Consider the following 15,773-nt stretch of genomic DNA (forward strand, 5'->3'; position numbering starts at 1 on the left):
CTCGAAGCTCGAAGCTCGAAGCTCGAAGCTCGAAGCTCGAAGCTCGAAGCTCGAAGCTCGAAGCTCGAAGCTCGAAGCTCGAAGCTCGAAGCTCGAAGCTCGAAGTAGTATGCCGAGCTCCTCCCTTGAAACGTCAAACCCTCCGAGGTGATGCCTCGGAGGGTTGTTCTTCCCGCTTCAAGCTGACGGCTTATCGCTCCCGGCGAAGCCGGCTCGCTTATTTTTCGACGAAGGCGCGCTCGATCACGTAATCGCCGGGCTCGCCCATGCGCGGCGAGATGTTGAAGCCGAGCTCGTCGAGCAAGTCGCTGGTGTCGTCGAGCATCGCCGGGCTGCCGCAGATCATGGCGCGATCCTGCTTGGGGTCCAGCGCCGGCAGGCCGGTGTCCTCGGCGAGCTTGCCGCTGCGGATATGGTCGGTCAGGCGCCCCGTGGTGTGGAACTCCTCCCGGGTCACCGTGGGGTAGTAGACCAGCTTCTCGCTGATCTCCTCGCCCAGGTACTCATGGGCCGGCAGTTCCTGGGTGATGAAGTCGGCATAGGCCAGCTCGCTCACGTTACGCACGCCGTGCACCACCACGATCTTCTCGAAACGCTCGTAGGCCTCCGGATCCTGGATCAGGCTCATGAACGGGGCCAGCCCGGTGCCGGTGGAGAGCAGGTAGAGGTTGCGCCCCGGCAGCAGGTCATCGGTGACCAGGGTGCCGGTGGGCTTGCGGCTGACCATGATCTGGTCGCCGACCTTGAGGTGCTGGAGGCGCGAGGTCAGGGGGCCGTCGGGCACCTTGATGCTGAAGAACTCCAGGTGATCCTCGTAGTTGGGGCTGGCGATGGAATAGGCCCGCATCAGCGGCTTGCCATCCACCTCCAGGCCGATCATCACGAACTGGCCGTTCTTGAAGCGCAGGCTGCGCTCCCGGGTGGTCTTGAAGCTGAACAGGGTGTCGTTCCAGTGATGGACGCTGAGGACTTCTTCCAGGGCGAATTTGCTCATGCCGGCTCCCATATATTCCAGAAACGCATAAATGCGTCGATGTGTCTTTGCAGGGGATTCTAAGAGACGCGACAATATCTGTTAAATGGGTTGTATGGATAAAGCTTATCTATACTGCCGATATACCCCCGTGGAGATCGCCGGATGCGCTATACCCTGCGCCAGCTCGAGGTGTTCGTGGCCGTGGCCCAGCACGAGAGCGTCTCCCATGCCGCCCGCGCCCTGGCACTGTCCCAGTCCGCGGCCAGCACCGCCCTGGCGGAGCTCGAGCGCCAGTTCGACTGCCGCCTGCTCGACCGCATCGGCAAGCGCCTCAAGCTCAATGCACTGGGCTTCCAGCTGCTGCCCAAGGCCGTGGCCCTGCTCGACCGCGCCGAGGAGGTGGAGGAGCTGCTGCGTGGCCAGCAGGGCATCGGCACCCTCGACGTGGGCGCCACCCTGACCATCGGCAACTACCTGGCCACCCTGCTGATCAGCGACTTCATGCAGCATCACCCGGGCAGCCGTATCCGCCTCCAGGTGCGCAACACCCGCACCATCATCGAGGGGGTCCGCCACCACGAGCTGGACCTGGGCCTGATCGAGGGGCAGTGCGAGGACGACGACGTCATCACCCAGCCCTGGGTCGAGGACGAGCTGGCGGTGTTCTGCTCGCCCCGCCACCCCCTGGCCGACCAGGGACCGGTGGAGCTCGACCGGCTGCTGCGCGAGGCCTGGATCATGCGCGAGCAGGGCTCCGGCACCCGCCTGACCCTGGAGCAGGCCGCACGCCACCGGCGCGGCCGCTTCAACACCCTGCTCGAGCTGGAACACACCGAGGGCATCAAGCGCGCCGTGGAGTCGGGGCTGGGCATCGGCTGCGTCTCCAAGCTGGCCCTGCGCGATGCCTTCCGCCGCGGCAGCCTGGTACCGATTCCGACCCCCGATCTGGACCTGAGCCGACAGTTCGCCTTCATCTGGCACCGTCACAAGTACCTGGCGCCCGGCATGCGCGAGTTTCTCAAGCTCTGCCGGCAGATGACCGAGGGCATCCGCCGCAGCGACCAGATCGACCTGCCCCCCTACTCCTGAGCCTGCCGGACGGGCCGAGCCGGGGCCCCGCGCCACCGCGAGGGCATCGGCCCCCGGGCGGGCAATCCCGTCGCGGGGCCGGGCGGCCCCGTGGCGGGAAGGGAGGGCGGTTCAGCGCAGGTCGCTCACCGCCTCCTGGATATCGGCCAGGCTGGCCTTGGTGAGATCCTTGGACAGGGTGTGGATCACCCGCTTGGCGGTGGGGGGGTCGAGCTTGTCACGCAGCTGGCCGAGAAAGCGCGGGGGGGCGACCAGGATCAGCTTATCCAGGGTGTTCTCGACCCGGGCGCGATAGAGGCGATCGGCGACTTCCCGGGCGAAGATCGTCTCGTGATGCTGGGTCGCCACGCTCTCGCCGCCGGCGGAGCGCGCCGTCGTGGATGTCGACTCGTGGACATCCCCACTGCGGTCGGTCACCAGATCGCCCTCGTGCAGCCGCCCTTCGGCATGCACCAGGCTATCCTTCTCTTCAAGCTTCAGTGCATCCCGGGTGAAGACCCGGGCCCTGGCTGCATCGGCCACCACGATATAGGTCGTCATAGTCGCTCCTTGATGCTGGAAGGCACGCGAAGGACTCTCCGCCTGCCTTCTCAACATTGGCAAGGCACCCCCGGAGCGTCAACTGGCGGCGTCGAGCGACACCCGGCGTCGGCGTCCGCGGACACTGCCGCCGGGCCGTCGACTGGGGTAGGATGCCCGCCCACCGGCCCGGATCGCCGGTGCCATCGCCCGGCACGCCCATCCCGCCGCCCCGGAGGATTCCCCATGCGGTCTTTCCTGTTTCCTCGACACCCCCTGCCGCGACGCACCCTGCTGTTCTGCCACGCCGCCCTCCAGATCGGCCTGCTGATGGCCGGCGGGCTGTGGCTGGCCGCCCAGACCCCCTGGCTCGCCGATACCGGCTGGCAGGACGCCGCCCCCCGTCTCGCCCTGGGCGGCAGTGCGCTGCTGCTGGCCATCGTCGGGCTGCGCCTGCTCGCCGAACTGTGGCTGCTGCCGTACCACCTGGCCGGCCAGCGCGCCGGCTTCGCCCCCGCCGCCGTGGTCACCCGCTCCTTCGAGCGCCGCCCCGCGGTCCACGCCGCCGAGCAGGCCTGGACCTCGGCGGCGAAGCCGATGGCGACCGAGGACACCGTGCTCGGCAGCGCCCGGGTGAGCCGCACGGCGCCGCGTCCCCAGGACGAGCCGACCCTCGACCTGGCCGGTGGCCAGGCGGAGCCGGCGCCGGAACGCGAACCGCGACTGTGAGCCCCGGGACGACGAACCCCGGCCAAGGCCGGGGTTCGTCGTTCTCGTCCTGCCCGCGGGCTCGCTCAGTCCTCGAGCAGTCGGCGCATGAAGGGCGGCAGCGCCAGGGCCCCGCGATGGGCCGCGGCGGTGTAGTACTCGAGGGGCATCTCGGTGGCCACCACGGCGGCCTCCCGGAAGCTCGTGACGTCGGCGCCCTTGCCGGCCAGGGTCACGCTCCACCAGCCCGAGGGATAGACCGGCTGGGGAAAGGGTAGCGTGGCCACGCTGTCGAAGCCGGCCTCGCCCATGTCGCGGCGCAGCTCGCGGATGATCGAGCCGCTGTGATAGAGCGGCGACTCGCTCTGCTGTACCAGCACGCCGCCGGCACGCAGCACGCGATGGCAGCGGCGCAGGAAGTCGGTCTTGAACAGCCCCTCGGCCGGCCCCACCGGGTCGGTGGAGTCGATGATCAGCACATCGACGCTGTCGTCGGCCGCCTCCTCGATCCACTTCACGCCGTCGGCGAACAGCAGTTCCGCGCGGGGATCGTCGTTGGACGCGGTGAGCGACGGGAAGAAGCGCTCGGCGGCCCGGGTCACTTCCTCGTCGATGTCGATCTGGGTGACCCTGTCGACACCGGGATGACGCAGCACCTCGCGCAGGGTGCCGCAGTCACCGCCCCCGATGATCACCACGCGCTTCGGGTCCGCGTGGGTGAACAGCGCCGGATGCGCGATCATCTCGTGGTAGAGGAAGTTGTCGCGGTCGGTCAGCATCACGCAGCCATCCAGCACCATCAGGTTGCCGAACGTCTCGGTGGCATAGACCGCGAGGTGCTGATAGGGACTCTGCACCTCGTGCAGCGTCTCGGTGACCTTCAGCGAGAAGGCGCTGCCATGGCTGTCGAAGACTTCGGTGAACCAGCCGGAATCGAGAGACGTGCTCATCGGGGACCCTCAAGGTGACGTATGGAGTGCCGTGGCCGCCACGGGAGCGGCGGCCGGCAAGGTAGCCTAAGAACGCTCGGGAAGAAAGCCCCGACGCACTCCGGCGAGCGCCAGCACGGCGACCGCCGCCCCCAGGCCGTTGGCCAGGATGTCCGTGACATCGCCACCGAAGCGCCCCGCCACGGGGATCTGGGCCAGCTCGATGGCCACGCCGAAGAGGACGGCGGCGAGGAAGGCCAGCGGCAGGCGCAGCCCGGCGAGCCCCGTGAGGCCGGCGAGCCCGGCATAGCCGAGGAAGTGGCTGGCCTTGTCCCAGGGCAGGACCTCGGGCAGCTCGCTGGCGGGCGTCAGGCTGCCCCAGGCGACGACCAGGGCCGCCGCCACCGCCAGGCAGGCCCACAGGCGGCGCCGGTCGTGCCAGCGCTTGAGCCAGCCCGGCTCAGGCATGGGCGATACCGCGGTGGTAGGCCGGACTCAGCTCGTGCAGGGCCTCCACGAAGGCCGTGACCCGGTCCGGGTCGGTGAACTGGCTGATGCCGTGGCCGAGGTTGAAGACATGCCCGGGCCCCTCGCCGTAGCTGTCGAGGATGCGGGCCACCTCGGCGCGAATCGCCGAGGGCCGTGCGAACAGCACGTTGGGGTCGAGGTTGCCCTGCAGGGCGACGCGGTGGCCGACCCGGGCCCGGGCCCCGGAGAGCTCGGTGCTCCAGTCCAGCCCCAGGCCGTCGGCGCCGGTCGCGGCCAGGTCCTCGAGCCACTGGCCGCCGTTCTTGGTGAACAGGATCACCGGCACCTTGCGGCCCTCGTGCTCGCGGATCAGGCCGGCGACGATCTGCTCCATGTAGCGCAGCGAGAACTCCAGATAGGCCGGCGTGGACAGTGCCCCGCCCCAGGTGTCGAAGATCTGCACCGCCTGGGCGCCGGCGCGGATCTGGGCGTTGAGGTAGTCGGTCACCGCCTGGGCCAGGGTATCGAGCAACTGGTGCATGGTGTCCGGGGTGTCGTAGAGCATGGCCTTGACGTGGCGGAAGTCCTTGCTCGAGGCGCCCTCGACCATGTAGGTGGCCAGCGTCCAGGGGCTGCCGGAGAAGCCGATCAGCGGCACCCGGCCGTTCAGCTCGCCGCGGATGGTCGAGACGGCATTCATCACGTAGTCGAGGTCGCGCTCGGCATCGGGCACGGCCAGCGCCGCGACCGCCTCCGGGGTGCGCACCGGCTTGCGGAATTTCGGCCCCTCGCCGGTCTCGAAATACAGCCCCAGCCCCATGGCGTCGGGAATGGTGAGGATATCCGAGAAGAGGATGGCGGCATCCAGCGGATAGCGCTCCAGCGGCTGCAGGGTGACCTCGCAGGCCAGGTCTCGGTTGCGGCACAGGTCCATGAAGCTGCCGGCCTGGGCACGCACCTCGCGGTACTCCGGCAGGTAGCGGCCGGCCTGTCGCATCATCCACACCGGCGTGCGGTCCACGGGTTGACGCGCCAGGGCGCGCAGAAGGCGATCGTTCTTGAGTTCCATGCGGGCGCTCGTCCACGGAAAATGTCGGCGTCATTGTAACCCATCACGGCGGTAGGGACTGTGGTCGTGAGCCCGCCCCGGCTTCCTGATAGAATGAGCGGAATCCGACGGCCACGCCCGGTCTTCCATCGAGGTACATCGTGACGATTCGCTACATCGCCGCCTCCCGGCTGCCCACCCCCTGGGCCACCTTCACCATGCACGGCTTCGAGGACGAGGCCACCGGCAAGGACCATATCGCCCTGACCCTGGGCGAAGTCGGCGATGGCGAGCCGGTGCTGGGGCGAGTGCACTCCGAGTGCCTGACCGGCGACGCCCTCTTCTCGATGCGCTGCGACTGCGGCTACCAGCTCCAGGAGGCCCTCAAGCGCATCGCCGAGGAGGGCCGCGGGGTGCTGCTCTACCTGCGCCAGGAGGGCCGGGGCATCGGGCTGCTCAACAAGATCCGCGCCTACCACCTCCAGGACCAGGGCGCCGACACCGTCGAGGCCAACGAACAGCTCGGCTTCGCCGCCGACCTGCGCCGCTACGACCTCTGCGTGCCGATGCTCGAGACCCTGGGCATCGGCTCGCTCAAGCTGATGACCAACAACCCGCGCAAGGTCGCGGCCCTGACCCGGGCCGGCGTCGGCGTCAGCGAGCGGGTGGCCCTGACCACCGGCCTCAACCCCCACAACGAGCACTACCTGTCCACCAAGGCCGGCAAGCTCGGCCACATGATGGCGCTGGGCGATTTCACCCAGGCCAGCGACGTGGACATCGAACGCAAGCCCTGAGCTCCTGACGGGAACCTCCCCCTCGACGCCGACGTCGAAGCACAAAGGGAGGACCCGTCATGCATCGGCCACCCGAGCACCCCGGCGACCCCGACTACTCGCTCCTCGAGGAACTGCTGCACAGCGCCAGCCATGGCCTGGGGGCGATCCTGAGCGTCGCGGGGATGGTGGCGCTGATCGCCCTGAGCAGTCGCGGCATGGCGGCCACGCCCCACAAGGTCGCCGCCGTCTCGCTCTACGGCACTACCCTGGTGCTGCTCTACACCGCCTCGACCCTCTATCACGGCACGCGCCACCCCCGCCTCAAGCGAGCCTTCCGGGTGCTGGACCACTGCGCCATCTACACCCTGATCGCCGGCACCTACACGCCCTTCCTGATGGTCAACCTTCAGGACTCCCTGGGCGAGCCCCTGCTGGCCGTGATCTGGACCCTGGCCGTGGCCGGGATCGCCCTCAAGCTGTGGCGCCCCTTCGTGCTCGGCGGCCTGCACATGGCCGTCTACCTGCTGATGGGCTGGCTGATCCTGGTCGCCGCCGGCGAGCTCGACGACGTCCTCTCCCTCACCGGCCTCGGCCTGCTGATCGCCGGCGGGGCAGCCTATTCACTGGGCATCGTGTTCTTCGCGGTGCGGGCGATCCCCTTCAACCACACCATCTGGCACTTCTGCGTGCTGGGTGGCAGCACCTGCCACTTCTTCGCCGTGGTCACCGACGTGCTGCCCTACTCTCCCTGAGGCTCCGGCCGGGCCGATCGCACCAGCGAGCCCGGCACCATGCACAAGCCCCCGACGAGGTCGGGGGCTTGGTGGATCAGGCTGCGGAGGAGGCGAGTCAGTCGGCCAGCGCCTCCCGCCTGCGGGACGCGGCGTTGCCCAGCAGGCGCAGGGCCAGCGCCGCGGCCACCAGGGCGATGACACCGGCGCCCCCGCCGACCAGGGCACTGCCCGACAGCCCGGCGACGAAGAAGGCCAGGATGCCCGCCACGCCGGCGGTGATCGCATAGGGCAGTTGGGTGCGCACGTGGTCGATATGGTCACAGGACGCCCCCGCCGACGACAGGATGGTGGTATCCGAGATCGGCGAGCAGTGGTCGCCGAAGATGCCGCCGCTCAGCACCGCGGCGATGGCCAGCGACAGCGACAGCTCCATGGCCATGGCCACCGGCATGGCGATGGGGATCATGATGGCGAAGGTCCCATAGGAGGTGCCAGTGGTGAAGGCCACGAGGGCCCCGATCAGGAACAGCAGCACCGGCACCAGGCTCGGCGCGATGCTGGCCTCGGCGAGGGTGACCAGGTAGTCGGCGGTGCCGAGCTCGGCGGTCACGCTGCCGATGGACCAGGCCAGGGTGAGGATGATGTAGACCAGGGTCATGCTCTTGATGCCGTCGACCACGATGTCCATGGCCTCGCGGAAGTCGAACAGTCTCTGGGCCATGCCCATGGCGAGGCCCACGGCCACGGCCACGAAGGTCGCGATCAGGATCGACTGGCCGCCATCGGCCTCGCCCACCGCGGTGACCAGGTCGTTCTCGGGGAAGCCGCCGGTCCACAGGAACAACGGCGGGATCATCCCCACCAGCACGGCGATGGGCACCAGCATGTTGCGCTTGCGCGCCTGGTGCTCGGGCACCGTGGCCATCTCCTCGACCTCATGGCCCGAGGGCGGGGTGGCGCCCTCGGCCATCACCGCTCCAGTGGAACGGGCGCGCTCCTCGGCCCGGACCATGGGGCCGAAGTCCCATTGGGTGACGACGATGTAGACGATCAGCCCCAGCGCCAGCCAGGCATAGAAGTTGAGGGGGATCGAGGCCAGGTAGATGAGGTACTCGGAACCGCTGGCGTCCATCGCGGCGAGCTGGGTGCCGATCAGGCCCATCACGAAGACCACCCAGGTCGAGACCGGCCCCAGCAGGCACATCGGCGCCGAGGTGGAATCGACGATATAGGCCAGCTTCTCCCGGGATACGCCCATGCGGTCGGTGATCGGCCGCATCACGCTGCCCACGGTCAGGGCATTGAAGTAGTCCTCGAAGAAGATCAGCACGCCGAGCCCGAGGGTCGCGCCCTGGGCGCCCCGCCGCGAGGCCACTCGCGCCGAGATGGCGCGGGCGATGGCCTGGGCGCCGCCGGTCCGCTGCAGCACGCCGATCAGCACCCCGAACAGGCCGCAGTAGATCAGTACGGTGACGCTCCACTCGTCGCCGACGCTGGGGATGATGAAGTCGCCGAAGCTGTCGTAGAGGCCGGCGGCCGGGTTGCCGCCCGCCAGCATGGTGGCACCCAGCCAGACGCCGCAGAACAGCGCCGGTATCACGTTGCGCGTGACCAGTGCCAGCACGATGGCCAGCACCGGCGGCAGCAGGGAAAACAGACCGAAAGTCATCAGGGGATCTCCAGGGAATTCTTGTGGACCACCGTGCGCGGGCCCGTCAGGCCGGGGCCGGCCGCCATCGGGAGTGGCGTCCGCCGGCGGCGGCGGCAGCCGCGCATCCTAGGCCGCCCGGGGCGATCCGGCAACCGCGATGTCCCATCGCGAAAAGCCGCGGCCGACGAGACGAAAGTCTCGCCGACCGCGGCGGGAGGGAGGGCGACGCGCGGGGCGTCAGGGGCCGGGCAGGCCCAGGCCGGCGCTCGGCGCCGGCTCAGGCGGTGGTCCGGGCCTTGCGGATGCGCTCATAGGCACTGCCGATCTCGCTGGTGCGCTCCTTGGCCATCTCGCGCATGCTCTCGGGCAACCCCTTGGCGGCGAGCTTGTCGGGGTGGTTCTCGCTCATCAGGCGACGATAGGCCTTCTTGACCTCGGCATCGCTGGCCTCGGCCCCAACCCCCAGCACCCGGTAGGCATCCTCCAGGGAGAGGCCCTGCTCGCCCGCCGCCTCGGGGCCGCCGCGCAGCATGGCCTCGATCTGGGCGATCTCGGCCTCGGAGCAGCCCAGGCCCCGCGCCACGCGCAGCAGCATGTCATGCTCGGCGGGATGCAGCCGGCCATCGGCGGCGATCGCCGCGAGCTGGACCTGCAGGAACACCTGCAACAGCGCGCGCTGGCGGCCCACCACCCGGCGGACCTTGGCCAGCTCCGCCTCCAGGTCGAAGTCGGGGGCCTTGCCGCGGGTGAAGGCCGCCCGAGCCTGGGCCCGCTGCGCCTCGCTGAGCCGCAGGCGATCCCACAGCTGCCGGGAGGCCTCGAGCTCGGCCTCGGTGACCCGGCCATCGGCCTTGCACATGCAGCCCATGACCGCGAAGGTCGACTCGAGGAACTGCGCCTGGGCCCCGGCCAGCCGGCCCACCAGGCTCTTGCGCAGCCGCCTCACCAGCCAGTAGCCGAGGCCGCCACCGATCAGCAGCCCCAGGGGACCGCCGATCAGGAAGCCGAGTACCGCGCCGATCAGCATGGCCATCAACATGGCGTCTCTCCGTATCGCGTGAATCTCAGGCGGCCGCCAGGCGCGCCCGGATGGCGGCCTCGATGCCGTCGGCGTCGAGGCCGCATTCGGCCAGCAGCTCCGCCGGCTTGCCGTGCTCGACGAAGGCATCGGGCAGGCCCAGGTTGAGCACGCTCACCCGCCGCCCCTCGGCCGCCAGCAGCTCGTTGACCCCGCTGCCGGCCCCACCGGCGACCACGTTCTCCTCCAGGGTCACCAGCAGGTCATGCTCATCGGCGGCCGCCAGGAGCGCCTCGCGATCCAGGGGCTTGATCGAGCGCATGTTGAGGTGCGTGGCATCCAGGGCCTCGGCCACCGCCGCCGCCGGGCCGTTGAGGCTGCCGAAGGCCAGCAGCGCCACCCGGGCGCCGTCGCCGCCGGCCCGCCGACGCGTCTCGGCCCGGCCGATCGCCAGGGGCTCGAGGTGGTCGGGGATCGCCACCCCGGGACCGGTGCCGCGCGGATAGCGCACCGCCGCGGGGCCGGGATGGTGGTAGGCGGCACTGAGCATGGCCCGGCACTCGGCCTCGTCGGCCGGCGCCAGCACCACCAGGCCGGGCACGCAGCGCAGGAAGGACAGGTCGAGGGCGCCGTGGTGGGTGGGGCCGTCCTCGCCGACCAGGCCGGCGCGGTCGATGGCGAAGGTCACGTCGAGTTCCTGCACGGCCACGTCGTGGATCAGCTGGTCGTAGCCGCGCTGCAGGAAGGTCGAATAGATGGCCACCACCGGCTTCATGGCCTCGCAGGCCATGCCGGCGGCCAGCGTCACCGCGTGCTGCTCGGCGATGGCCACGTCGTAGTAGCGTCCAGGGTACTCCTGGGAGAAGCGGATCAGGTCCGAGCCCTCGCGCATCGCCGGGGTGATGCCGATCAACCGCTCGTCGGCCGCCGCCATGTCGCACAGCCAGTCGCCGAAGACGTTGCAGTACTTCTTTTTCTTCTTGGCGACAGGCGCCGGGGCCAGCGGCGGCTCGTCGTTCTTCTCCAGCTTGGTGATCGCATGGTAGCCGATCGGGTCGGCCTCGGCGGGCAGGAAGCCGCGCCCCTTGCGGGTCTTCACGTGGAGGAACTGCGGGCCTTCCATGTCGCACATGTTGCGCAGGGTGTGGACCAGGGCCGGCAGGTCATGGCCGTCGATGGGCCCGATGTAGTTGAAGCCCATCTCCTCGAACAGGGTGGCCGGGCTGACCATGCCCTTCATGTGCTCCTCGGTGCGCCGGGCCAGCTCCAGGGCGCCGGGCAGGTGCGAGAGCACCTTCTTGCCACCCTCGCGCATGCTGGTGTAGGGCTTGCTGGCGAGGATCCGCGCCAGGTAGCTGGCGATGCCGCCGACGTTCTCGGAGATCGACATCTCGTTGTCGTTGAGCACCACCAGCAGGTTGGCATCGACATGGCCGGCATGGGCCAGGGCCTCGAAGGCCATGCCGGCGGTCAGGGCACCGTCGCCGATCACCGCACAGACCCGCCGCGGCTCGCCCTGGGTGCGGGCGGCCAGGGCCATGCCCAGGGCCGCCGAGATGGAGGTACTGGAGTGGCCGACGCCGAAGGTGTCGTACGGCGACTCGGCGCGCCGCGGGAAGGCCGCCAGGCCGCCGTACTGGCGGATCCGCGTCATCCCCTCGCGACGCCCGGTGAGGATCTTGTGGGGATAGGCCTGGTGGCCGACGTCCCACACCAGGCGGTCGCGGGGGGTCTCCATGGCATGGTGCAAGGCCACCGTGAGCTCCACGACGCCGAGGCCGGCACCGAAGTGCCCGCCCGAGACGCCCACGCTGTAGAGCAGGTAGGCGCGCAGTTCATCGGCCACCTGGGCGAGCTGGGCATCGTCCATGGCGCGCAGGGCGGCCGGCGTCTCCAGGGTGTCGAGCAGCGGCGTCGCCGGACGCTCGACCGGAATGTCATCGAACAGCTTCATGTGGGCTCTGTCTGTCAGGGAAGCCGCGGCGATGCGGGCTTCCTCAGTGGTCACGCTCGATCATGTATCGGGCCAGTTCGGCCAGGGGCGCGGCGGACGCGCCCAGCGGCGCGAGCGCCGCCACGCCCTCCTCGACCAGCTCGCGGGCCTTGGCCCGGGCGCCCTCGAGCCCCAGCAGGGTGGGGTAGGTCGGCTTGTCACGGGCGGCATCGGCCCCGGAGGCCTTGCCCAGCGTCGCGGTGTCGCCGGTCACGTCGAGCACGTCGTCATGCACCTGGAAGGCCAGGCCGATGGCGGCGGCATAGCCTTCCAGGGCCGCCAGGCGCGGGTCGTCCTCGGCCACCGCGACCAGCCCCCCCAGGCGCACCGCGGCGCGGATCAAGGCACCGGTCTTGTGGCCATGCATGGTGGCCAGCGCCGCCACGTCGGGGTGGCCGCCCACCGCGGCCAGGTCCAGCACCTGGCCGGCGACCATGCCATCGCGGCCGGCCGCCCGGGCCAGGGCAGCGACCATCGCCGGCAGCCGGGGGTGGGCGGTGCCCGCCAGGACCTCGAAGGCCAGGGCCTGGAGGGCGTCGCCGGCCAGGATGGCGGTGGCCTCGTCATAGGCGCGGTGCACCGTGGGCTGACCGCGACGCAGGTCATCATCGTCCATGGCCGGCAGGTCGTCGTGGACCAGCGAGTAGGCATGGATCAGCTCGAGGGCCGCCGCCGGGGCATCCAGGGCCTCGTCGGCGGCCCCCAGGGCGCGCCCGGCGGCATACACCAGGACCGGGCGCAGGCGCTTGCCACCGACCAGCACGCCGTGGCGCATCGCCGCCTCGAGGCGTGGCGCCGGGGCCTGCCGGGTCTCGAAGAGGGCCTCCAGGCAGGCATCCACCCGGGCCCGGTCCGCGGCCAGTCGGGCCGCCAGCATATCAGCGTTCACCGTCGTCCTCCGCCGGCGGCGCGAAGGGCTCGAGGTCGACGCCGCCGCCCTCGCCCTCGGTCAGGGTCCGCACCTTGAGCTCGGCCTCGTCGAGACGCCGCTGGGCATCGCGGGTCAGGCGCACGCCCTGCTCGAAGGCCTCGAGGGAGCCCTCCAGCGACAACTCGCCGGATTCCAGCCGCTCGACCAGCGTCTCGAGTCGCTCGACGGTCGCGGCGAAGTCCGCCGGCGCCTCGCCGGCGTCGCCCTGGTGCTGCCTGTCCTGTCCCGCCATGGCTCCCCTCGTCGCTCGCTCCCACCATGAGGGCGACAGTATACACGCTCCCCGGGGGGGGTCGTCTGCCCCATCGCCACGGCCGGGGCGGCATCCGCCGGGCCCTGCCATGCAGAGGGCTCATGCCCGCAGCGCAGCATTTTCATCTTGGCCACCCCGGGCTGTGGTAACATACCGGCCCTTGTTTCGAGCCTGACACCTTGCCGGAGAACCCTGACGTTCCCGGGCTTGCGGGCTCACCTTCCTGAACCGATAGCGGCGCGCACCGAAGAAGGGGTTGATTCGACCATGGCCAAAACGTCCCTGGACAAGAGCAAGATCAAGATCCTGCTGCTCGAGGGCGTCCACCAGAGCGCGGTGGACAATTTCCTCAACGCCGGGTACACCAACATCGAGCACCTGCCGACCTCGCTGGACGAGGCCACGCTGATCGACAAGATCCGCGACGTCCACTTCATCGGCATCCGCTCGCGCACCCAGCTCAACGAGCGTGTCTTCGCGGCCGCCGAGAAGCTCGTGGCCGTGGGCTGCTTCTGCATCGGGACCAACCAGGTCGACCTCGACGCCGCGCTGGCCCGCGGCATCCCGGTCTTCAACGCCCCCTACTCCAACACCCGCTCGGTGGCCGAGCTGGTGCTGGCCGAGTCCATCATGCTGCTGCGCGGCATCCCCGAGAAGAGCGCCAGCGCCCACCAGGGCGGCTGGCTGAAATCGGCGAAGAACGCCCACGAGGCGCGCGGCAAGTCCCTGGGCATCATCGGCTACGGCAACATCGGCGCCCAGCTCTCGGTGCTGGCCGAATCCCTCGGCTTCGACGTCATCTTCTACGACGTGGTCGCCAAGCTGGGCATGGGCAACGCCCGCCAGGTGGCCAGCCTCGAGGAGCTGCTGGCCCGCGCCGACGTGGTCAGCCTGCACGTGCCGGACCTGCCCTCCACCCGCTGGATGATCGGCGAGGAGCAGATCGCCCTGATGAAGCCGGGCGCCATCCTGATCAACGCCTCCCGGGGCAGCGTGGTGGTCATCGAGGCCCTGGCCGAGGCCCTCGAGGCCGGCCGCCTCAACGGCGCCGCGGTCGACGTCTTCCCGGTGGAGCCCAAGGGCAACAACGAGGAGTTCGTCAGCCCCCTGCGCGGTCAGGCCAACGTCATCCTCACGCCGCACATCGGCGGCTCCACCCTCGAGGCCCAGGAGAACATCGGCATCGAGGTCTCCGAGAAGCTGGTGACCTACTCCGACAACGGCACCACCGTCACCTCGGTGAACTTCCCCGAGGTGGCCCTGCCGGCCCACCCCGGCAAGCACCGCCTGCTGCACATCCACGACAACGTCCCGGGCGTGCTGTCCGAGATCAACCGGGTGCTCTCCGAGAACGACATCAACATCCTCGGCCAGTACCTGCAGACCAACGAGCGCATCGGCTACGTGGTCATCGACGTCGACAAGGACTACGGCCCCAAGGCCCTGGAGGCGCTGAGCCGGGTCGCCCATACCAAGCGGGTGCGGGTGCTCTACTCCGAGACCAGCTTCGAGGGCTGAACCACGCCCTCGACCGTGGGACCCGCTGCCGCCGCGTCATCGACGCGGCGGTTTTTTTGGTGATAATGATTCGTCGGCGACGTTTTTCCCGCCTTCGATTCATTTGCTCAAGGATCCTGCCATGCCGACCGGACCGGCGTATCTCATCGTGGTGCTGGTGTGGGCCACCACGCCGCTGGGCATCAAGTGGAGCGCCGAGGCCGGAGCGCCCATCGGCAGCGTGATGCTGCGCATGCTGATCGCCCTGATCGTCGGGACGCTGATCCTGGCCGTGCTCAGGCGCGGCCTGCGCCGCGACCGCCGGGCGCTGGCGAGCTACGCCGCCGCGGTGCCCGGGGTGTTCGGGGCCATGGCGCTGAGCTACCACGCTTCCCAGCAGCTGCCCTCGGGGCTGCTCTCGGTGATGTTCGGCATGGCGCCCTTGATCTCGGGGCTGATCCTCCAGACGCTGCCCGGCGCCCGGCAGCTGCGCCGCTGGCACTGGTTCGGCTGCGTCCTGGGCGTGGTGGGGCTGGGCGTGGTGTTCCTCGACGGCCTCGAGGTGGGGGGTGGCCAGCTCGGCGCCCTGGCCATGATGCTCGCCGCGGTGACCCTGTTCAGCGGCAGTGGCATCGCCGTGCAGCGCGTGGCGGCCGGCCTCGGCCCGCTGGAGCAGACCGTCGGTGCCCTGGCGCTGAGCCTGCCCTGCTTCCTCGCCCTGTGGCTGACCAGCGGCGAGCCGCTGCATATCCCGCTCAGCGAGCGGGGCCGCGGGGCGGTGCTCTACCTGGCGGTGTTCGGCTCGCTGCTCGGCTTCCTCTGCTACTACCTGATCCTCTCGCGACTGCACGCCGCCACCGTGGCCCTGGTGACCCTGATCACCCCGATCCTGGCGCTGGGGCTGGGCATGGCGCTGAACCAGGAACGGCCCTCGGCCTCGATGCTGCTCGGTGCCGCCCTGATCCTGGTGGCCCTCGGCGCCTACCTGTTCGGCGATCGGCTGACTCGCCTCAAGGCCGCCTCGGCGGGCTGAGCGGCAGGCCGACGAGGCGGCTCGACACGGCCGCGCTTGACAGGGGCGCAAAACCCTCTCACTTTGTACACAATCCATATTGATTATTGGATGACACGGCACGTACACACAACGTCGAAGGCACCTGAACCAAGGCTCTGGTCCGAC

At 69.7% G+C, this 15,773-nt stretch carries 16 protein-coding genes; 6 read left to right on the forward strand and 10 right to left on the reverse strand.

Annotation, left to right across the window (positions count from 1 at the left end; all coding sequences use genetic code 11):
• Positions 1-217: 217 nt before the first annotated feature.
• Positions 218-994: a ferredoxin--NADP reductase gene (locus tag FHR97_RS06925; protein ID WP_183383042.1), complete on the reverse strand. Its 777-nt coding sequence runs from the start codon at positions 992-994 to the stop codon at positions 218-220.
• 144 nt (positions 995-1,138) lie between these two features.
• On the opposite strand from FHR97_RS06925, the gene FHR97_RS06930 reads away from it, so the two are divergent.
• Positions 1,139-2,065 carry a LysR family transcriptional regulator gene (locus FHR97_RS06930; protein WP_183383043.1) on the forward strand — a complete coding sequence of 309 codons (927 nt, stop codon included), beginning with the start codon at positions 1,139-1,141 and terminating at the stop codon, positions 2,063-2,065.
• Positions 2,066-2,176: 111 nt separating this feature from the next.
• Here FHR97_RS06930 and FHR97_RS06935 read toward each other — a convergent pair whose 3' ends face one another.
• Positions 2,177-2,605: a host attachment protein gene (locus FHR97_RS06935; protein ID WP_183383044.1), complete on the reverse strand. Its 429-nt coding sequence runs from the start codon at positions 2,603-2,605 to the stop codon at positions 2,177-2,179.
• A gap of 225 nt (positions 2,606-2,830) precedes the next feature.
• On the opposite strand from FHR97_RS06935, the gene FHR97_RS06940 reads away from it, so the two are divergent.
• Entirely contained in the window at positions 2,831-3,313 is a 483-nt protein-coding gene (locus tag FHR97_RS06940) for a hypothetical protein (protein WP_183383045.1), read from the forward strand.
• A gap of 65 nt (positions 3,314-3,378) precedes the next feature.
• Here the strand turns inward: FHR97_RS06940 and speE are convergent, their stop codons facing one another.
• The 3 genes from speE to hemE form a co-directional block, all read right to left on the reverse strand.
• Positions 3,379-4,242 carry a polyamine aminopropyltransferase gene (speE, locus tag FHR97_RS06945; RefSeq protein WP_183383046.1) on the reverse strand — a complete coding sequence of 288 codons (864 nt, stop codon included), beginning with the start codon at positions 4,240-4,242 and terminating at the stop codon, positions 3,379-3,381.
• A 66-nt stretch (positions 4,243-4,308) separates the two neighbouring features.
• Positions 4,309-4,689: a VanZ family protein gene (locus FHR97_RS06950; RefSeq protein ID WP_183383047.1), complete on the reverse strand. Its 381-nt coding sequence runs from the start codon at positions 4,687-4,689 to the stop codon at positions 4,309-4,311.
• Positions 4,682-5,758 (reverse strand): uroporphyrinogen decarboxylase, encoded by a 1,077-nt coding sequence (hemE, locus tag FHR97_RS06955; RefSeq protein ID WP_183383048.1) that lies wholly within the window; start codon positions 5,756-5,758, stop codon positions 4,682-4,684. Before hemE ends, FHR97_RS06950 begins: the two co-directional genes overlap by 8 nt.
• A gap of 140 nt (positions 5,759-5,898) precedes the next feature.
• Between hemE and ribA the strand changes: the two genes are divergently transcribed.
• Positions 5,899-6,534 carry a GTP cyclohydrolase II gene (ribA, locus tag FHR97_RS06960; RefSeq protein ID WP_183383049.1) on the forward strand — a complete coding sequence of 212 codons (636 nt, stop codon included), beginning with the start codon at positions 5,899-5,901 and terminating at the stop codon, positions 6,532-6,534.
• A gap of 59 nt (positions 6,535-6,593) precedes the next feature.
• A complete protein-coding gene (gene trhA / locus FHR97_RS06965) occupies positions 6,594-7,268 on the forward strand; it encodes a PAQR family membrane homeostasis protein TrhA (RefSeq protein WP_183383050.1) in 675 nt (224 codons plus the stop codon).
• 97 nt (positions 7,269-7,365) lie between these two features.
• On the opposite strand, the gene FHR97_RS06970 is transcribed toward trhA, so the two are convergent.
• The 5 genes from FHR97_RS06970 to FHR97_RS06990 form a co-directional block, all read right to left on the reverse strand.
• Positions 7,366-8,919 carry a Na+/H+ antiporter NhaC family protein gene (locus FHR97_RS06970; RefSeq protein WP_183383051.1) on the reverse strand — a complete coding sequence of 518 codons (1,554 nt, stop codon included), beginning with the start codon at positions 8,917-8,919 and terminating at the stop codon, positions 7,366-7,368.
• A 259-nt stretch (positions 8,920-9,178) separates the two neighbouring features.
• Entirely contained in the window at positions 9,179-9,940 is a 762-nt protein-coding gene (djlA, locus tag FHR97_RS06975) for a co-chaperone DjlA (protein WP_183383052.1), read from the reverse strand.
• Positions 9,941-9,965: 25 nt separating this feature from the next.
• The gene (dxs, locus tag FHR97_RS06980; RefSeq protein WP_183383053.1) at positions 9,966-11,873 is read right to left on the reverse strand and encodes a 1-deoxy-D-xylulose-5-phosphate synthase; all 1,908 of its coding nucleotides are present in this window, start codon (positions 11,871-11,873) and stop codon (positions 9,966-9,968) included.
• A 43-nt stretch (positions 11,874-11,916) separates the two neighbouring features.
• Positions 11,917-12,789, reverse strand: a complete 873-nt coding sequence (locus tag FHR97_RS06985) for a farnesyl diphosphate synthase (RefSeq protein WP_183383361.1) — start codon at positions 12,787-12,789, stop codon at positions 11,917-11,919.
• Position 12,790: 1 nt separating this feature from the next.
• A complete protein-coding gene (locus FHR97_RS06990; protein ID WP_183383054.1) occupies positions 12,791-13,075 on the reverse strand; it encodes an exodeoxyribonuclease VII small subunit in 285 nt (94 codons plus the stop codon).
• A 288-nt stretch (positions 13,076-13,363) separates the two neighbouring features.
• On the opposite strand from FHR97_RS06990, the gene serA reads away from it, so the two are divergent.
• Complete coding sequence (gene serA, locus FHR97_RS06995; RefSeq protein WP_183383055.1) at positions 13,364-14,614, forward strand: phosphoglycerate dehydrogenase; 1,251 nt, start codon at positions 13,364-13,366, stop codon at positions 14,612-14,614.
• Positions 14,615-14,735: 121 nt separating this feature from the next.
• Positions 14,736-15,626 carry a DMT family transporter gene (locus tag FHR97_RS07000; protein ID WP_183383056.1) on the forward strand — a complete coding sequence of 297 codons (891 nt, stop codon included), beginning with the start codon at positions 14,736-14,738 and terminating at the stop codon, positions 15,624-15,626.
• The last annotated feature ends 147 nt before the right edge of the window (positions 15,627-15,773 follow it).

The organism is Halomonas stenophila (assembly GCF_014192275.1).
GTDB lineage: Bacteria > Pseudomonadota > Gammaproteobacteria > Pseudomonadales > Halomonadaceae > Halomonas > Halomonas stenophila.